The sequence below is a fragment of the Aurantiacibacter sp. MUD61 genome (genome assembly GCF_027912455.1).
Taxonomy (GTDB): Bacteria; Pseudomonadota; Alphaproteobacteria; order Sphingomonadales; family Sphingomonadaceae; genus Alteraurantiacibacter.
The window spans coordinates 665,692-681,690 of sequence record NZ_CP115446.1; the positions used below are offsets into that span (position 1 = coordinate 665,692).

The 15,999-nt window shown below is 61.3% G+C and carries 12 protein-coding genes and 1 pseudogene; 9 read left to right on the forward strand and 4 right to left on the reverse strand.

Features of this window, described 5'->3' with window-relative positions:
• Nucleotides 1-93 precede the first annotated feature (93 nt).
• The 5 genes from O2N64_RS03155 (at nt 94) to O2N64_RS03175 (ending at nt 6,970) form a co-directional block, all read left to right on the forward strand.
• Entirely contained in the window at nt 94-1,485 is a 1,392-nt protein-coding gene (locus O2N64_RS03155; protein WP_271078838.1) for an MATE family efflux transporter, read from the forward strand.
• 159 nt (nt 1,486-1,644) lie between these two features.
• Nucleotides 1,645-1,932, forward strand: coding sequence for a co-chaperone GroES (groES, locus tag O2N64_RS03160; protein ID WP_197920280.1), 288 nt, complete (start codon nt 1,645-1,647; stop codon nt 1,930-1,932).
• 48 nt (nt 1,933-1,980) lie between these two features.
• Nucleotides 1,981-3,630, forward strand: coding sequence for a chaperonin GroEL (gene groL, locus O2N64_RS03165; protein ID WP_271078839.1), 1,650 nt, complete (start codon nt 1,981-1,983; stop codon nt 3,628-3,630).
• Between the two features lie 133 nt (nt 3,631-3,763).
• Nucleotides 3,764-5,596, forward strand: coding sequence for a DUF885 domain-containing protein (locus O2N64_RS03170; RefSeq protein ID WP_271078840.1), 1,833 nt, complete (start codon nt 3,764-3,766; stop codon nt 5,594-5,596).
• Nucleotides 5,597-5,665: 69 nt separating this feature from the next.
• Nucleotides 5,666-6,970: an APC family permease gene (locus O2N64_RS03175; protein ID WP_271078841.1), complete on the forward strand. Its 1,305-nt coding sequence runs from the start codon at nt 5,666-5,668 to the stop codon at nt 6,968-6,970.
• Between the two features lie 13 nt (nt 6,971-6,983).
• Here O2N64_RS03175 and O2N64_RS03180 read toward each other — a convergent pair whose 3' ends face one another.
• From O2N64_RS03180 to O2N64_RS03190, 3 genes are all read right to left on the reverse strand, one after another.
• Nucleotides 6,984-7,547 carry a DUF305 domain-containing protein gene (locus tag O2N64_RS03180; RefSeq protein ID WP_271078842.1) on the reverse strand — a complete coding sequence of 188 codons (564 nt, stop codon included), beginning with the start codon at nt 7,545-7,547 and terminating at the stop codon, nt 6,984-6,986.
• A 77-nt stretch (nt 7,548-7,624) separates the two neighbouring features.
• The gene (locus O2N64_RS03185; protein WP_271078843.1) at nt 7,625-8,365 is read right to left on the reverse strand and encodes a MauE/DoxX family redox-associated membrane protein; all 741 of its coding nucleotides are present in this window, start codon (nt 8,363-8,365) and stop codon (nt 7,625-7,627) included.
• Complete coding sequence (locus O2N64_RS03190; protein ID WP_271078844.1) at nt 8,362-8,640, reverse strand: metal-sensitive transcriptional regulator; 279 nt, start codon at nt 8,638-8,640, stop codon at nt 8,362-8,364. The genes O2N64_RS03185 and O2N64_RS03190 overlap by 4 nt, the downstream gene beginning before the upstream one ends.
• Before the next feature lie 51 nt (nt 8,641-8,691).
• On the opposite strand from O2N64_RS03190, the gene O2N64_RS03195 reads away from it, so the two are divergent.
• Both O2N64_RS03195 and O2N64_RS03200 read left to right on the forward strand, forming a co-directional pair.
• Entirely contained in the window at nt 8,692-10,464 is a 1,773-nt protein-coding gene (locus O2N64_RS03195) for a copper resistance system multicopper oxidase (protein ID WP_271078845.1), read from the forward strand.
• On the forward strand, nt 10,464-11,516 hold the full coding sequence (locus tag O2N64_RS03200; protein ID WP_333781572.1) for a copper resistance protein B: 1,053 nt from the start codon (nt 10,464-10,466) through the stop codon (nt 11,514-11,516). The genes O2N64_RS03195 and O2N64_RS03200 overlap by 1 nt, the downstream gene beginning before the upstream one ends.
• Before the next feature lie 63 nt (nt 11,517-11,579).
• On the opposite strand, the gene O2N64_RS03205 is transcribed toward O2N64_RS03200, so the two are convergent.
• Entirely contained in the window at nt 11,580-13,823 is a 2,244-nt protein-coding gene (locus O2N64_RS03205) for a DUF305 domain-containing protein (protein ID WP_271078847.1), read from the reverse strand.
• A 782-nt stretch (nt 13,824-14,605) separates the two neighbouring features.
• On the opposite strand from O2N64_RS03205, the pseudogene O2N64_RS14415 reads away from it, so the two are divergent.
• Both O2N64_RS14415 and O2N64_RS03215 read left to right on the forward strand, forming a co-directional pair.
• Nucleotides 14,606-14,734 (forward strand): annotated as a pseudogene (locus tag O2N64_RS14415) (class I SAM-dependent methyltransferase); the annotation flags it as partial.
• A gap of 220 nt (nt 14,735-14,954) precedes the next feature.
• Nucleotides 14,955-15,986: a serine hydrolase gene (locus O2N64_RS03215; protein ID WP_271078849.1), complete on the forward strand. Its 1,032-nt coding sequence runs from the start codon at nt 14,955-14,957 to the stop codon at nt 15,984-15,986.
• Nucleotides 15,987-15,999: the final 13 nt, after the last annotated feature.

A 15,999-nucleotide genomic window follows, 5' to 3' on the forward strand; every position in this document is an offset into this window, starting at 1 on the left:
ACATTCGCCCTTCGCCTCTTTCAAGATACTGCCCGCAGCCCTATTCGGTCCGGCTGTGCGGACCCCATCGAGTCGCGTCGCAGCGCTTGAACCATGCGGCCGATTGCCCATCCCGAGACGCCCGACTGGACAGTCGAGACGCGCGAGACGCTGAAGCTGGCGGGGCCGTTGGCGCTCGCCAATCTGCTGCAGATGCTGACCTATGCGATCGACGTGATGTTCATCGCGCGGCTGGGCCCAGATGAGCTCGCCGCATCGGCGCTGGCCATCGCGCTGTTCGGGCTGATCGTCTGGGGCTTGCAGGCACTCACCGGCGCTGTCGCTCCGATCATGGCGGCGGAGATTGGCGCGCGCGGTCCGGCACTGCGACCGGTTCGCCGTTCCGTGCGCATGGCCTTGTGGCTCAGCGTCATCGTTTCGGCGATCGGTATGGTGCTCTGCGTCCTTGCTGGACCGCTGATGCGGCTGACAGGGCAAGAGCCGCAGATCACCGCGCTCGCCGTCTCCTACATGCAGGTCTTGCTATGGTCGGTCGCGCCGATGGTGATCGCGGGCGTGCTGCGCAACTATGTCTCGACGCTGGGCAAGCCGATCATCGCGACGGCGATCACCGGCGTGGGTATCGGCGTGAACGCGCTAGCGAATTACGCCTTCATCTTCGGCAACCTTGGCGCACCTGCCATGGGCCTGCCCGGTGCGGCGGTCGCGACACTGATTACCTCGCTCGCGATACTTGCCATGTATGCCGCAATCATCCGCATCGACCCGCGCCTGCACCGCTATCACATCATGGGCTTTTTCTGGCGACCGGACTGGCCGCGTTTTTGGGAAATGCTGCGGATCGGTACGCCTATCGGGATCACCGTGGTGGCAGAAGCGGGCGTTTTTGGCGCTGCGGCATTCCTGATGGGGCGCGTCGGCGGGTTGGAGCTGGCCGCGCATACGCTCGCGCTCAACCTCGCTGCCTTTGCCTTTCAGGTCCCTTTCGGCGTGGGACAGGCGGCAACCATCCGGGTCGGCTATTTCTACGGCGCGCGCGATCCCGTTGGAATGGGCCGCGCAGGCTGGACGAGCATCGTCATGGGAACCGGTTTTATGGCGCTGACGGCCATCGCCATGGTCGTGATGCCGCACGCCCTGCTCTCGGTCTATATCGATATTGGCGACCCGGCGAACGCCCAGCTTCTCGCTGCGGCCACCGGCTTCCTGATGGTCGCCGCTGCATTCCAGCTATCCGACGGGGTGCAGGCCGTGGCCGCAGGCGCGCTGCGCGGTCTCAAGGACACGCGCATTCCGATGTGGATTGCGATCTTCAGCTATTGGCTGCCCGGCTTCGGCCTTGCCGCCGGTCTCGGGCTCGGGACGCAGCTCGGCGGCACGGGCGTCTGGATCGGCCTTGCGACCGGACTAACCTTTGCTGCGGCCCTCCTCCTCTTGCGCTGGAATGCGCGCGAAAATCTGGGGCTGACGCAGCGCAATTCCTGACCTGCCCCGCGAAGGCCACGCTCTGGCCGATCGCGTGCAACTTTTTCGCTGCCACAGCCATTGACTCTGCATGAACGCGCACCCAAATGCGCCGCACTGGCACTCTCGGTCGGAGAGTGCCAATCACGTTTAACCACTCAATTGGAAGAGGTCATAAACATGGCATTCCGTCCACTGCACGACCGCGTACTGGTCCGCCGCATCGAAGCCGAAGAAAAGACGGCTGGCGGCATCATCATCCCCGACAGCGCCAAGGAAAAGCCGAGCGAAGGCGAAATCGTCGCTGTCGGCAACGGCTCCAAGGCTGAAGACGGCACCGTCACCGCTCTCGACGTAAAAGTCGGCGACCGCGTGCTGTTCGGCAAATGGGGTGGCACCGAAGTGAAGATCGACGGTGAAGACCTGCTGATCATGAAGGAAAGCGACATCATGGGCGTGCTCGGCTGAGCCCCCTGACCACGCTTCCCAATACAACCCAATTCAGGAGAAGATCCAATGTCTGCTAAAGACGTAAAATTCGGCCGCACCGCCCGCGAAGGCATCCTCAAGGGTGTCGATACGCTGGCCAATGCCGTCAAAGTCACGCTCGGCCCCAAAGGTCGCAATGTCGTGATCGACAAGAGCTTCGGCGCACCGCGCATCACCAAGGACGGCGTCACTGTCGCCAAAGAAATCGAGCTCAAGGACAAGTTCGAAAACATGGGCGCGCAGATGCTGCGCGAAGTCGCATCGAAGGCGAACGACGCTGCCGGTGACGGCACCACGACTGCAACCGTGCTGGCCCAGGCCATCGTGCGCGAAGGCATGACCGCCGTCGCTGCCGGCATGAACCCGATGGACCTTAAGCGCGGCATCGATCTCGCCGTGAACAAGGTTGTCGCAGACCTGCAGAGCCGTTCGAAGGACGTGTCCGGTTCGGACGAAATCGCACAGGTTGGCATCATCTCCGCCAATGGCGACAAGGAAGTCGGCGAGAAGATCGCCGAAGCCATGGAAAAGGTCGGCAAGGAAGGCGTAATCACCGTGGAAGAGGCCAAGGGTCTCGAATTCGAACTGGATGTCGTTGAAGGCATGCAGTTCGACCGCGGCTATCTCTCGCCCTACTTCGTCACCAATCCGGAGAAGATGACGGTCGAGCTCGAAAACCCGTACATTCTGATCCACGAGAAGAAGCTCTCCAACCTGCAGGCCATGCTGCCTGTGCTGGAAGCCGTGGTGCAGGCTGGGCGTCCGCTGCTCATCATCGCTGAAGACATCGAAGGCGAAGCGCTGGCCACCCTCGTGGTCAACAAGCTGCGCGGCGGCCTGAAGGTCGCAGCCGTAAAGGCTCCGGGCTTCGGCGATCGTCGCAAGGCCATGCTGCAGGACATCTCGATCCTCACTAATGGCGAAATGATCAGCGAAGACCTCGGCATCAAGCTGGAAAGCGTCACGCTGGGCATGCTCGGTGAAGCCAAGACCGTCACCATCGACAAGGACAACACGACCATTGTCGACGGTGCAGGCGATGCGGAAAACATCAAGGCCCGCGTCGAGCAGATCCGTGCGCAGATCGAAACGACCACTTCCGACTACGATCGTGAAAAGCTGCAGGAACGTCTGGCGAAGCTCGCTGGCGGTGTTGCCGTGATCAAGGTTGGCGGCGCTTCGGAAGTCGAAGTGAAGGAACGCAAGGACCGCGTCGACGATGCGCTGCACGCTACCCGCGCTGCCGTGGAAGAAGGCATCGTTCCGGGCGGTGGTACCGCGCTGCTCTATGCCACCAAGGTGCTGGAAGGCGTCGAAGGCGAGAACAACGACCAGACCCGCGGTGTCGACATCGTGCGTCAGGCCATCATGGCACCGGTACGCCAGATCGCGACCAATGCCGGTCACGATGGCGCCGTGGTTTCGGGCAATCTCCTGCGCGAAGGCGACGAAACGCAGGGCTTCAACGCTGCAACCGACACCTATGAGAACCTGGTGTCCGCCGGCGTGATCGACCCGACCAAGGTCGTGCGCACCGCGCTGCAGGATGCTGCATCGGTAGCTGGCCTGCTGATCACCACCGAAGCTGCCATCAGCGAGATCCCGGAAGACAAGTCCGCACCCGCCATGCCCGACATGGGCGGCATGGGCGGCGGCATGGGCGGCATGGGCTTCTAAGTCCCACCGCTCGTCTCACCGACGACATAAAAGAGGCCCGGCAGGAGCGATCCTGCCGGGCCTTTTCTTTTGCTCCCCGCGCCGCCATTGTTCCGCTCGGGACGCCGGAGTCGAATTCGAGGGATCACACATCATGAAACGTTACGCAGCACTTCTGCTGGCATCGGTCGCCGTGGCTGGCTGCCAGGCCGCCGAGGCAGAAACCGCCACGATCGAATGCGCCACCACGCAAACCGAATGCATCAACACCTGGTTCGAGGAGAAGTTCGAGGAATATCTCGCCTTCAGCCCGATCCTGCAGACCAGCCTCGGCATCAAGACCGATTATGGCGCGCTGGATGATTTCAGTGTCGAAGGGATCGAGGAGCAGAACGCGTGGTTGCAGCAGGCCCGCGCCGACATGGAAGCCAATTTCGATTACGACGCGCTCGATGATGAGGCCAAGCAATCATACGACATGATGATCTATCTGGCGGAGAGTTCTGCCGGCCGGATGGAATATCTCGACAACGAATATATCCTGCACCAGATGCAGGGCGCCCACGCCTTCCTGCCGAGCTTCCTGCTGGGCCAGCATACGGTGGAGAGCGAGGAAGACATGGTCGCTTTCATCTCCCGCCTCGAAGCCATGGGCCCGGCGATGGACCAACTGCTCATCCGCGCGCAGGCCAATGCCGAGCTTGGCACACGCCCGCCGCGCTTTTCCTATGATGCGGTGATCGCGGAATCGCAGGGCCTTATCTCCGGTGCTCCCTTCGACGATGGCGAGCCATCGGATCTGTGGGCCGGCACCGAAGAACGTCTCACTAGTCTGGTCGAGGAGGGCACGATCACTGAAGAGCGCGCCGAAGAACTCCGCGAAGATGCGCGCGTCGCACTTACCCAGAGCATGGCGCCCGCCTACCAGCGCGTTGTCGACTGGTTCAGCGAAGACATCGAGAATACCGTGGCAGGCAATGGCGTCAGCAGCCTCGCCAATGGTGAAGCCTATTACAACTACATGCTCGAACAGAGCACTACGACCGAGCTGACCGCAGACGAAATCCACGAAATCGGCCTCTCCGAAGTCGCCCGCATCCGCGGCGAGATGGAAGCGATCAAGGAGCAGGTCGGCTTCGAGGGCACGCTGGACGAGTTCTTCGTCTTCATCCGCGAGGACCCGCAGTTCTTCTTCTCGAATGATGAGGCGGGCGCGCAGGCCTATATCGACCGTGCCACCATGCATATCGACGAGCTGACCGAGCGGCTGCCCGAATTCTTCGGCCGCCTTCCGCGCGCTGCGCTGGAAGTGCGCCGGGTGGAGCCGTTCCGCGAACAGGATGGCGCCGCGCAGCATTATCGCCCCGGTACGCCCGACGGCTCGCGCCCCGGTGTCTATTACGCGCATCTCTCGGATATGACGGCCATGCCGATCCCGCCGCTGGAGGCGATCGCCTATCACGAAGGCAATCCCGGCCACCACATGCAGATCAGCATCAGCCAAGAACTCGAAGGCATTCCGCGTTTCCGCACGCAGGGCGCGTACCAGACCGCCTATGTCGAAGGCTGGGCGCTCTATTCCGAAGTGCTGGCGAAGGAAATGGGCGGATATGAAGACCCCTATTCCGAATTCGGCCAATTGCAGAGCGAGATGTGGCGCGCGATCCGCCTGGTGGTCGACACCGGCATCCACGCCAAGGGCTGGACCGAGGATGAGGCGGTTGCCTATTGCCTCGAAAACTCGCCCAATCCGGAGACGGTCGCACGCAGCGAAGTGCAGCGCTATTTCGTGCTGCCGGGGCAAGCGACCAGCTACAAGATCGGCATGATGCGCATCCAGGAATTGCGCGCGGAGGCCGAGGAAGAGCTGGGCGATGATTTCGACATCCGCGGCTTCCACGATACGCTGCTCAATGGCGGTTCGATGCCGCTATCGATCCTCGAGCGGCGTGTGGATCTGTGGAAGGCTGGCCTGCAGGAAGGCTGAGCAATAACGCGTTCTTGTTTGACATGATGGTCCATCTGGCCTCTCCTCCCGATCGGGGGGACTGGCCGGATGGACCAATCGTATAAACCGCCGCGTGTCATAGGACTGGCCGGCGCGACACTCATGAATCTCAACGGCGTTATCGGCGCCGGGATCTTCGCACTTCCTGCGCTGCTTTACGCAGGCGCGGGAAGCTACGCGCCGCTGGCCATTTTCGCCTTCGCCCTTTTGAGTTGCAGTACGCTTGCCATTTTCGGGAGGCTCAGCACGCGGTTCGACCAGTCGGGCGGTCCGCAGCTCTATGTCGAATATGCCTTCGGACGCTTCGCAGGTTTCGAAGCGGGCTGGTGCATCATGGGCGCGAATATCGCCGCGCGTGCGGCCAATTTCCACGTAATCGTCGCTTACCTGGCCGCGATCTTCCCGGTGTTCGACGATCCGGTGATCCGCCTGGTGACCATCATGGCGCTGATTGCGGCCTTCACCCTGCTCGCCATATCCGGCACGCGCCGTTCCATTGGCGCGCTGTGGGTCGGAACGGCGCTGAAAGTCACGCCAATCCTCCTGCTGTGCATCGTCGGGCTGTTCACCAGCGGAATACCGGACGAATTCGTCGCCCCGCAATTCAGCGAAGTCGAGGCCACTGCCCTGCTCCTCGCCTATGCGTTTTCGGGTGGAGGCGTCTCGACGATCACCGCCGGGGAGACGCGCAACGCGCAGCGCACCGTCTTCCTGTCGATGTATATCAACCTCGCAATTGTTGCGGCGCTATATGTGCTGGTCCAGCTGACCTATGTCGCCATTGCGCCGGAAGCAGCCAATATGGATCGCCCACTGGCGGCTGCCGGTGAGGCCGTGTTCGGTGCATGGGGCGGTATCCTGATCTCCATTGCCGCGATCTTTTCGATTGGCACCGGCCAGCTCAATTATTTCGTTGCCATGCCGCGCCTGTTTTACGGCATGGGCAGGCGCGGACTTTTGCCGCGGCACTTTGCCAGCATTTCATCGCGCTTCGACACGCCGTGGTTTGCCATCACGGTGTACGGCTTCATCATTGCCGCCCTCGCGCTCAGCGGGACTTTCCGATCGCTGGCGGAGCTGATGGTCGCAACCGAAACGCTGGTGGTCATTGCCGGCATCTGTGCCTTTATCGCCATGTGGGTGCGCAATAGCTCGGGCTTTGCGAAGGGTATGGGAGTGCTCTGGGGTGGCATCACGATGATCGCGATCGCGTTCAATTTGTGGCTGCTCGCGCAAGTGCCATGGAGCGCCGCATTGCCGACCGGTGGCATCCTTTTGGTGGGCGCATTAATCTATCTGATTGCCCGGCGCAGGGATGGCGATGTCGAGGCGATCCACATCGCACAAACATAGGCCGCGCGGCGCTCTATTCGCCCGGCGTGGGAGTACCCGGATTCACTTCGCCTTCGAATTCGGGAATAGGCCGCGCATCGCCTTCGGCGCTGGTGGCTGCAATGCCGTTTGCCTCGATGTCTTCGATCAGCCAGCGCATCTCGTCGATCTCCTTGCGCTGGGCGCGGATGATATCGTTCGCCAGTTTGCGCACCCGGACATCCTCGATCCCGGCGCGCTCGCTCGTCATGATTGCGATCGAATGGTGCGGAATCATCGCGGACATATATTCGCTGTCGTCGATCGTCGTCTGGCTGCGCACGAGGAACAGGGATAGCGCAAAAGTAACCACTGATACGCCGATGATGATCCAGTTCTTGGCCGTGTTCTTGTACATGCCCCACATGAAATGCAGCATGACGACAGCCATCACCGCGCCCATGACGAACATCATCCAGAAGCGCGTTTCGCTCCAGAACACGTGGCTCAGTGCATAGGTGTTGAGATACATGAGGCCGAACATAATGACGGTGGATGTGCCCACCATCGCCATAAAGCGTTTGTAATCGCCTTCGTTTTTGCTGCCGCTTTCACTCATCAAATCTGGTCCCTGTTAGTGCCTTCTGAGCCCATAACGCAGCATAGGGGGGATTGAGTTCCTAGACTTTGCCGAAGCTAAAGGATCGCAGGCTTCACCAGCATCCATACGGCCATGCCGACCATGAACAGGTTTTCGGTTAGCGAGATAAAGCCGAGCGGCACGTTGCTGTCGCCGCCGACGCAGGCGCATTTCAGCTCTCGCTTGTCGATGTAGACCGCCTTGAACACACTCACCGCCCCGATGGTGCCGATGAACAGCGCGACGGGAATAGAGACGATGTTCAGCACATGCGCGGTCATCAGTACGCCCGCCAGCCCCTCGGCCCATGGGTAAATGTAGCCATACGGGACCCAGCGTTTGGCGAGCAGATCGTAGTTGAGGAACATGGTCGAGAAACTCTCGATATCGCGCAGCTTGAGATAGGCGAGGACGCACATCGAGAAGCTGACGAACCATTCGGCAGACAGGATCGATAGCGCCTCTCCGGTGGCCACGAAGGCTCCACCCAGCGCCATCAGCGCAGTCATCATGAATAGCACGGCGACGGGCCAGTAGCTCGTGCCGTCCTTGTTCACGGGATTGCCGAAATGCGCGCGCAGGTCGGTATAGCCACCGATCCGCTCATCGCCGATCCAGGCCTGCGGCGTGGTCTTCACACCGTGCTTTTCCTTGAAAGCGTCGGTCTCTGCGCGGTTATCGAGCGTATGATCCTCGACAGTATAACCCTTGCTTTCCAGCAGCCATTTCGACTTCAGGCCATAAGGACAGGTGTGGTTTTCCATGTCCATGCGATAGAGTGTGGCGGTCTTGCTCATTTGCGCGTCCTTTCCAGAAGGTCGACGAGCTCGGCAAACTTCTGTTCCTGTTCTGCACTGTCGCCGGAAGCGATGGCTTCCGCCACGCAGCATGCGGCGTGGCGCTTCAGGATTTCGCTTTCAGCCTTGGCCAAGGCAGACTTCACTGCCTGCATCTGGTTCAGCACATCGATGCAATAACGGTCCTGTTCCACCATGCGTGCAACGCCCTGCACCTGCCCTGCGATGCGGTTCAGGCGGTTCACCGTGGTTTTGGCGCTGGCGGTGGCAGACATGGACAAAAGACCTCTTTCAATACCCTGTGGGGGTATATATATGGCCCCATCATGAGCAATGGCAAGATCATTCCCCCCGCCCTTTCCCGCCGCACCCTGCTGAAAGGCACGGGAGCACTGGCAGCGGCCGGTCTCGCAATCCCGGCCTGGGCGCGCGGACAGTCTCTCAGTCATGCGCGCAATGGCTTTGGCGAGATCTCGGGCGAGAGCATCGACCTGACGATCGACAATCACCATTTCACCACGGGCGGCCGCAGCGGTCACGCCATCGCGGTGAATGGAAGCGTTCCGGGTCCGCTTATTCGCCTGCGCGAAGGGCAGGATGTCACGCTCAATGTCACCAATAACCTCGATGAGGACAGCTCGATCCACTGGCATGGCTTGCTGCTGCCGTTCCAGTTCGATGGTGTGCCCGGCGTCAGCTTCCCCGGGATCAAGCCCGGCGAGACATTCCAGTACCGCTTCCCGATCCGCCAGAACGGCACATACTGGTGGCATTCGCACAGCGGCTTGCAGGAGCAGGCAGGGCATTACGGCCCGCTGGTCATCGATGCTGCCGAGCCCGATCCGCGCTATGACCGCGACCTTGTCGTTCTGCTGAGCGAATTCACCCCGCGTCACCCGCATGAAATCGCACGGATGCTGGCGGTGGGTGAGCATTATTTCAACCGCTCCATGCAAACTGTTGGCGATGGTTCGATGAGCCTTGAAGACCGGCTGATGTGGGGCGCGATGCGAATGAACCCGCGCGACATTTCCGATGTCACCGGCTCCACCTATACCTACCTCATCAACGGTCACGGCCCTGCAGACGATCTGCAATTCCAGTTCCAGCCGGGCGAGCGCATTCGCCTGCGCATCATCAACGGTTCGGCGATGACGCTCTTCAACGTGCGCATCCCCGGCGTGCCGATGACGGTAATTGCCGCCGACGGTATCGATGTGGACGATGTCGAGGTTGATGAATTCCAGATCGGCGTGGCCGAGACTTACGACGTTATCGTCACCCCGCCCGATGGCAGCCACGCGCTGGTGGCAGAGGCGATGGACCGATCCGGGATGGGAGTGGCCAGCCTCACCTCGCACGCCGGCCACCGCGCCACCCCGCCGCCGCTGCGCGAGCCGGTGAACCTGACCATGGTCGACATGGGCATGGGCAGCATGGACCACGGCGGAGGACATGGCGGCGGCCACGGCGGAATGGACCATGGCGCGATGGGACACGATATGTCCGGCGAAGGCGACATGGCGATGGATCACAACATGCGTGATACCTCGCTGCTGCCGCCCGATGTCGAGGTGAATGCCGGGGTCGATATGGTCAGCCCGATGCCGATGGACCGTATGGACTTTCCCGGTCTCGGCCTCGACAATGTCGATCACCGCGTGCTGCGCTACACCGATTTGCGCGCCAAAAACGCGAACCCGCACCGCATGCCGACGCGGCAGCTGGAGATTCACCTCACCGGCAATATGGAACGCTACATGTGGTCATTCGATGGCCGCCAGTTCAGCGCCGTGACCGACGATCCGATCCGCTTCGCCTATGACGAGCGGGTGCGGGTGAAGCTGGTCAACGACACCATGATGGCCCACCCGATCCACCTGCATGGACACTTCTTCGAACTGGTGAATGGTGCGGACCATATGCACCAGCCGCTGAAGCACACGGTCGTCGTGCAGCCGGGTGGCACTGCGACCTTCGACCTGACCGCAAACGAGCCGGGCGACTGGGCCTTCCACTGCCATTTGCTCTACCACATGCATGCAGGGATGATGCAAACCGTCACCGTGCGCCCCTTCCCGCTCGAGGGAGAAGGATGATGCGGGCTATTTTCCTTGCAAGTGCCGCCCTGATCGCCAGCCCCGCGATGGCACAGGATCATGGCGATCACTCGGGCCACGCCCAGCATCAGGACCACTCGGCTCAACAGCAGGCGGAAGAGGCCGAAGCTGACGCAGAACCGGATCATTCCGCGCATCAGGCGATGGATCACTCCGCCCACCAGATGGCCACCGATCCGGAAGAAGAGCAGGACCATGCGCAAATGGATCACGGGGCGATTGACCATTCCCAACATGGCCAGATGGACCATTCGCAGATGAACCATGGCGCCATGGATGCAGAGATTCCCTCCGGTCCGCCGCCTGCCGAAGCTTTCGAAGGTCCGGCGCACGCCGCAGACGCGATCTGGGGCGAAGATGCGATGGTGGCCGCGCGCGGATACAACCGGGCGACTCATGGCAATGCGCGGTTCGGCGTAATCCTTGGTGAGCGGCTCGAAGCGCGCATTGGCGAAGGCCATGACGAATATCTCTGGGACGTGTCCGGCTGGTATGGCACCGCGACCGACCGCGTCGTTTTCAAAAGCGAAGGCGAAGGCGAGTTTGGCGGCGGTGTGGAAGATGCCGAGCTGCAATTGCTCTGGGGCCATGCCATCGGCCCATGGTTCGATTTGCAGGCAGGCGTGCGTCTCGATGTCGAACCGGACACAACCGCGCATCTCGCCGTGGGCGTGGCGGGCCTCGCGCCCTACATGATCCATGTCGATGCCGCCGCTTTCCTCTCCGATGAGGGAGATCTGACCGCCCGCGTCGAAGCCGAACACGATATGCGCCTGACCCAGCAGCTGGTACTGCAGCCGCGCATCGAATTCGATCTCGCGGCGCAGGACATTCCCGAGCGGGGCGTTGCCGCAGGTCTGGTCAAGGCCGAGCTGGGCGCAAGGCTGCGCTATGAATTCGTCCCTGAATTCGCGCCCTATGTGGGTATGGAATACGAACGCGCCTTTGGCGGCACTGCCGATATCATCCGCGCCGGAGGGGACGATCCAGGTGGCTTCGTGTTCCTTGTCGGCCTTCGCGCCTGGTTCTGACACGAAAAAGGGGCGCTCCACCATTGGCGGAGCGCCCCCTTTTTATCTCGGCAGAAGCTGGCCTTAGCCGCCCATGCGGCTGCGCTCCGCAGCTTCCATGGCTTCTTCGCTCCACGTCACCGGAACCTGCGTCTGCGGGTTGAAAGTGTTACCCATTTCGGCAGCTTCGGCAGCGGCGATTTCTTCTGCGGTCAGGTACTCGCTCGGCTCCAGTGCGAAAACGTCGATACCGCGCGCAATCTCGGTCGCGTAGATGCGGCCGTTGTACCAATAGGCGGACCAGTAACCGCCGGTCACCAGCTGGTCTTCATCCACCGGACCGCGATCGAAGAAAGCTATTTCATACGGATTGGTCGGATCGGTGAAATCGATCACCGAGAGGCCGCCCTGGTACCACGCCTGCACGAAGATATCGCGCCCCGGCACAGGGATGATCGAGCCATTGTGCGCCACACAGTTTTCCATGTCGCTCTGCGCACCGGGGATCTTGAACGTGCCGCGATAGACCAGCTCACCATCCTCGATACCGTAGAAGGCATTGGCGCCCCAGGTGGCGGGGTCGGCTGCCTGACAACGCGGGCGGCCACCGCCGCCCCATTCGTCGGTGAACAGCACGACAGAGCCATCATTGTTGAAGGTCGCCGAGTGCCAATAGGCAAAGCCCGGATCGGTCACCGCGTCGAGACGGACGGGGTTATACGGGTCCGAGATATCCATGATGATACCGTTGCCCGAACACGCACCAGCAGCGAGGTTCAGCGACGGGAACACGGTGATATCGTGGCACTGGTTCGTCTGGCTGGTGGTCTGCGTGCCATCGCCATGGTCACCGCCGAGCCACAGGCCTGCGATATTGCCATCATCATCGGCGAAGACGCGCGGGGACGAGGTAATGCGCGACTGCGAGGGGTCGGCCAGCGGGATTTCGATCACATCGATGCTGAACAGCGCGGTGCGATCGTCGCCCGGAATATATCCGACGCAGCCTTCGAGCTCTTCGCCATCGCGGACGCCGGCGGTGCCGGAGTTGTAGACGATGATGCGCTCTTCATTGGCATCGACGACCGAGTGCGTGTGGCTGCCGCGGCAGGTCTGCACGAGGCCAACCTGAACGGGAGCGCGAATGTCCGAAATATCGAACACTCGAAGGCCGCGGAAACGATCTTCGCTCACATCTTCGGTAACGCCATCACGCCCGCAGTCGACACGGCCACGGGTCTGCTCGACACTCATGATCAGGATGTCGCCGACGACAGAGACGTCGCCCTGCCCGCCCGGACATACGACCGAGCTCACAAGTTGCGGCACGCCATCGTCGCCCAACATATAGGCGTTGAAGCCGTGATAATTGCCCGCGATCATCAGATCGCCGGAGAACGCCATATCGGTATTGGCAAAGCTCAGCAGGCCGCCGCGCTGGGCATAACGGACCGGCGGTGCCGTTTCCTCTTCAGCTTCGGTTTCCTCTGCGTCGGGATCGGCTTCTTCTGCGTCAGCCGCTGCTGCCATCGAGTGGCCGGCGTGCGTATCGTCATCGCCCGCAGTGTCGGTTTCTTCTTCTTCCTCTTCAGCCGGAATGACCATGCGGCCGCCAGCGGGGTTGGCGGGATCGTAGAAACCGGCAGGCTTGCGCAGGAATGCGACGTGACGGAGGTTGCTGATCGCTTCCTCTGCATCGAACAGGCCGCCGGCAAGACCGGAGCGCGGATCATCGGACAGCGACGCGAGCTCAACCGACATCCGGTCGATTTCGGCCTGCTGATCGCTGCGGACTTCGCTGGTGAAATCGAACAGCACCGGATCGGTGGCGGTGCCCTGGATGGAGAACAGGTCACGCACCATGGTCAGTGCGCCATTGTGGTGGGCGATCATCAGCTGCAGGAACTTGCGGTCGAAATTCACGCCTCGCGCATCGCGCAATTCGGCCATGTCTTCGGCGCTTGCCATGCCGGCCATGCCAACATGATCCATATGACCCATGCCGGCCATGCTGGCGGGCTGGCCGTAGCCTGCAAGCCATTCGATCATGAAGCTGATTTCATCCTGCTGTGAAGCAGCGATGCGCTCCGCAATCGTCTGGATCGCTTCATTATTGGTACGGCCATCGACAAGCGCGGCCATTTCAACAGCCTGCTGGTGGTGGACGATCATGCCCTGCATGAAGTCGATATCGGCAGGCAGGTAATTCACGCGGGCAAGCTGGGTCGCCTCGTCTTCGGAAAGGGCGCGCGCGCCCTGACCCGGTGCGCCCGGCTGGACGATCTGGACATCCTGGGCAAGCGCAGGCGCGGTAGTTGCCAGAAGCATGGCGGCAAAAGATAATGAAAGCGGTGTCGAACTCTTCAAACTCATCAGGCGGTCCCTTCACGTGATATTTTGTCACGGGCATGAAGCGTATCCGTCAGCTTCGGTCAATACGGGATAGGGATTGCGGTCTGCCAATAGAGGACTAGGTTCGACGAGGGACATGGAGGGAGAACGTCATCATGCATCGTCTTGTTACCGCAGCTATCGCCGCATCCGCATTTGGGCTCACCGCATGCAGCGGTCCGGAGGAAACGCCGGGCGAAGAAGCGGCCAGCGAATATAATGCGCGCCAGTATATGCAGGCGATCAACGATATCGGCCGGCTGGACGATCAGGAACAGGATGCCACGCGTAAGCCCGGCGAATTGCTCGCCTTCGCCCAGATCGATCGTGGCGATGTGGTGGGGGACTTCATTATGGGTGGCGGGTATGTAACGCGGCTGCTCGCAACGGCAGTCGGAGCCGATGGCAAGGTCTATGCCTTCCAGCCCGAAGAATTTATCGCTTTCCGCCCCGAATATGCGACCGAGCAGGACGAAACGGTTCGCCGCTACTCCGACAACGATGGCAATCCGATCAACATCTTCCCAGTTCGTGGCTCCTTGGCAGAGCCGGGCTGGCCCGAACAGCTCGATACGATCATCACCGTGATGAACTTCCATGATCTCTATCTGGAGGAATTTCCCGAGGGGACCGCTGAACAGGCTGTGGCCAGCCTTTACGATGCGCTGAAGCCGGGCGGGACGCTGGTTGTCGTCGACCACCTCGCGGCTGACGGCGCTGGCGCTGTGGCGGCAAACACCTTGCACCGGCTCGATCCGCAACTTGCGATGGACGCATTGACTGCTGCGGGCTTCGTCCGCGAGGCAGAGAGCGACATCTATGCGCAGCCCGGCGATCCGCTGACCGCGAATGTCTTCGACGAGGAAATTCGCGGCCAGACCAACCAGATCGCCTGGCGGTTCGTGAAGCCAGAATAGGCGCGTAGGGCAACAAAACCCCGAGGAACTCCGGGGTTTCTGTCATTCTGGACTCAGTTTGGCGACAATCCGGCGCATTTCGTCGCGCGGAACTCGTCACCTCATGTAACATTAAGCATTTACAAACCACGTTACTGGCATGTTTGGTGACATGATGATTTCAAAGCTCGGACGTTTCTTTTCTGCATTCGCTTTGGCTGCTGCGCCGCTGGCAGCTTTACCGGCCTACGCCGGGACCGGAGACGAGCCGCAGGATTTCGAATCCGCCTTCGACAGCGCCTTTGGCACCGAAGTGCGCAGCCCGCGCGATTATACGCCTGAATTCGACAACCAGCTCGAATATCGCATTGCCCAGCTTGCCGACGGCAGCGAGGGGCGCATCGGCGTTGCCGCAATCGATCTTTCGACCGGCCAATCGGTCTCGATCCTCGGCGATCAGCGCTTCCCCATGGCGAGCACCAGCAAGATTGCGATTGCCGCCGCCTATCTGGAAGGCGTGGACCAGGGTCGCTGGAGCCTGACGAGCGAGTGGCCGCTTCTGTGGCCGGTTCGCTCACGTCCATTTTCCTCTGCCGCTGCGCCTGTGCGCCAGGGCGAATATATGAGCGCGCTCGAACTCATCGATCTGATGATCACGCGCAGCTCCAATCCCGCCACCGATGCGCTGATTTCGGCGCTGGGCGGAACCGATGCGGTAAACGATTGGGCGCGCCGTGCCGGTCTTACCGGCTTCAGCCTCGATCGCGACATCGCCACGCTCGTGCGCGATGACGGCGAATTCGACCCGGAAACCTACATCGACATGCGCGACAGTGCGACGCCGGAAACCATGGTGCAGCTGCTCGCAGGGATTTATCAGGGCCGTTGGCTCTCCCCGTCGAGCCGCAACGTCATCATCGACGCGATGGAGCGCTGCCGCACCGGCACTCGCCGCATTCCTGCCCTTATGCCGGACAATGTGACGGTCGCGCATAAGACCGGATCGCTCAACAATACGTCCAGCGATATCGGCATTCTGACTGCGCCTGATGGCCGTTCGATCGCCGTGGCGATTTACGTGACCGGCAATACCACGCGCCGCAATCGCGAAGCCCGCATCGCTTCGATCGCGCGCGGCCTGTATGACGGGTTTGAGGTCGAAGCGAACCGCAATTACGCCCGCGCCGACTACAACGGGAATTAGGCCGAAAGATAAT

What these genes read in the sequence shown, in the direction of transcription:
- O2N64_RS03155 (WP_271078838.1), top strand. Translation starts at nt 94, where the DNA reads ATGCGGCCGATTGCCCATCCCGAGACGCCCGACTGGACAGTCGAGACG.
- groES (WP_197920280.1), top strand. Translation starts at nt 1,645, where the DNA reads ATGGCATTCCGTCCACTGCACGACCGCGTACTGGTCCGCCGCATCGAA.
- groL (WP_271078839.1), top strand. Translation starts at nt 1,981, where the DNA reads ATGTCTGCTAAAGACGTAAAATTCGGCCGCACCGCCCGCGAAGGCATC.
- O2N64_RS03170 (WP_271078840.1), top strand. Translation starts at nt 3,764, where the DNA reads ATGAAACGTTACGCAGCACTTCTGCTGGCATCGGTCGCCGTGGCTGGC.
- O2N64_RS03175 (WP_271078841.1), top strand. Translation starts at nt 5,666, where the DNA reads ATGGACCAATCGTATAAACCGCCGCGTGTCATAGGACTGGCCGGCGCG.
- O2N64_RS03180 (WP_271078842.1), bottom strand. Translation starts at nt 7,547, where the DNA reads ATGAGTGAAAGCGGCAGCAAAAACGAAGGCGATTACAAACGCTTTATG.
- O2N64_RS03185 (WP_271078843.1), bottom strand. Translation starts at nt 8,365, where the DNA reads ATGAGCAAGACCGCCACACTCTATCGCATGGACATGGAAAACCACACC.
- O2N64_RS03190 (WP_271078844.1), bottom strand. Translation starts at nt 8,640, where the DNA reads ATGTCTGCCACCGCCAGCGCCAAAACCACGGTGAACCGCCTGAACCGC.
- O2N64_RS03195 (WP_271078845.1), top strand. Translation starts at nt 8,692, where the DNA reads ATGAGCAATGGCAAGATCATTCCCCCCGCCCTTTCCCGCCGCACCCTG.
- O2N64_RS03200 (WP_333781572.1), top strand. Translation starts at nt 10,464, where the DNA reads ATGCGGGCTATTTTCCTTGCAAGTGCCGCCCTGATCGCCAGCCCCGCG.
- O2N64_RS03205 (WP_271078847.1), bottom strand. Translation starts at nt 13,823, where the DNA reads ATGCTTCTGGCAACTACCGCGCCTGCGCTTGCCCAGGATGTCCAGATC.
- O2N64_RS03215 (WP_271078849.1), top strand. Translation starts at nt 14,955, where the DNA reads ATGATGATTTCAAAGCTCGGACGTTTCTTTTCTGCATTCGCTTTGGCT.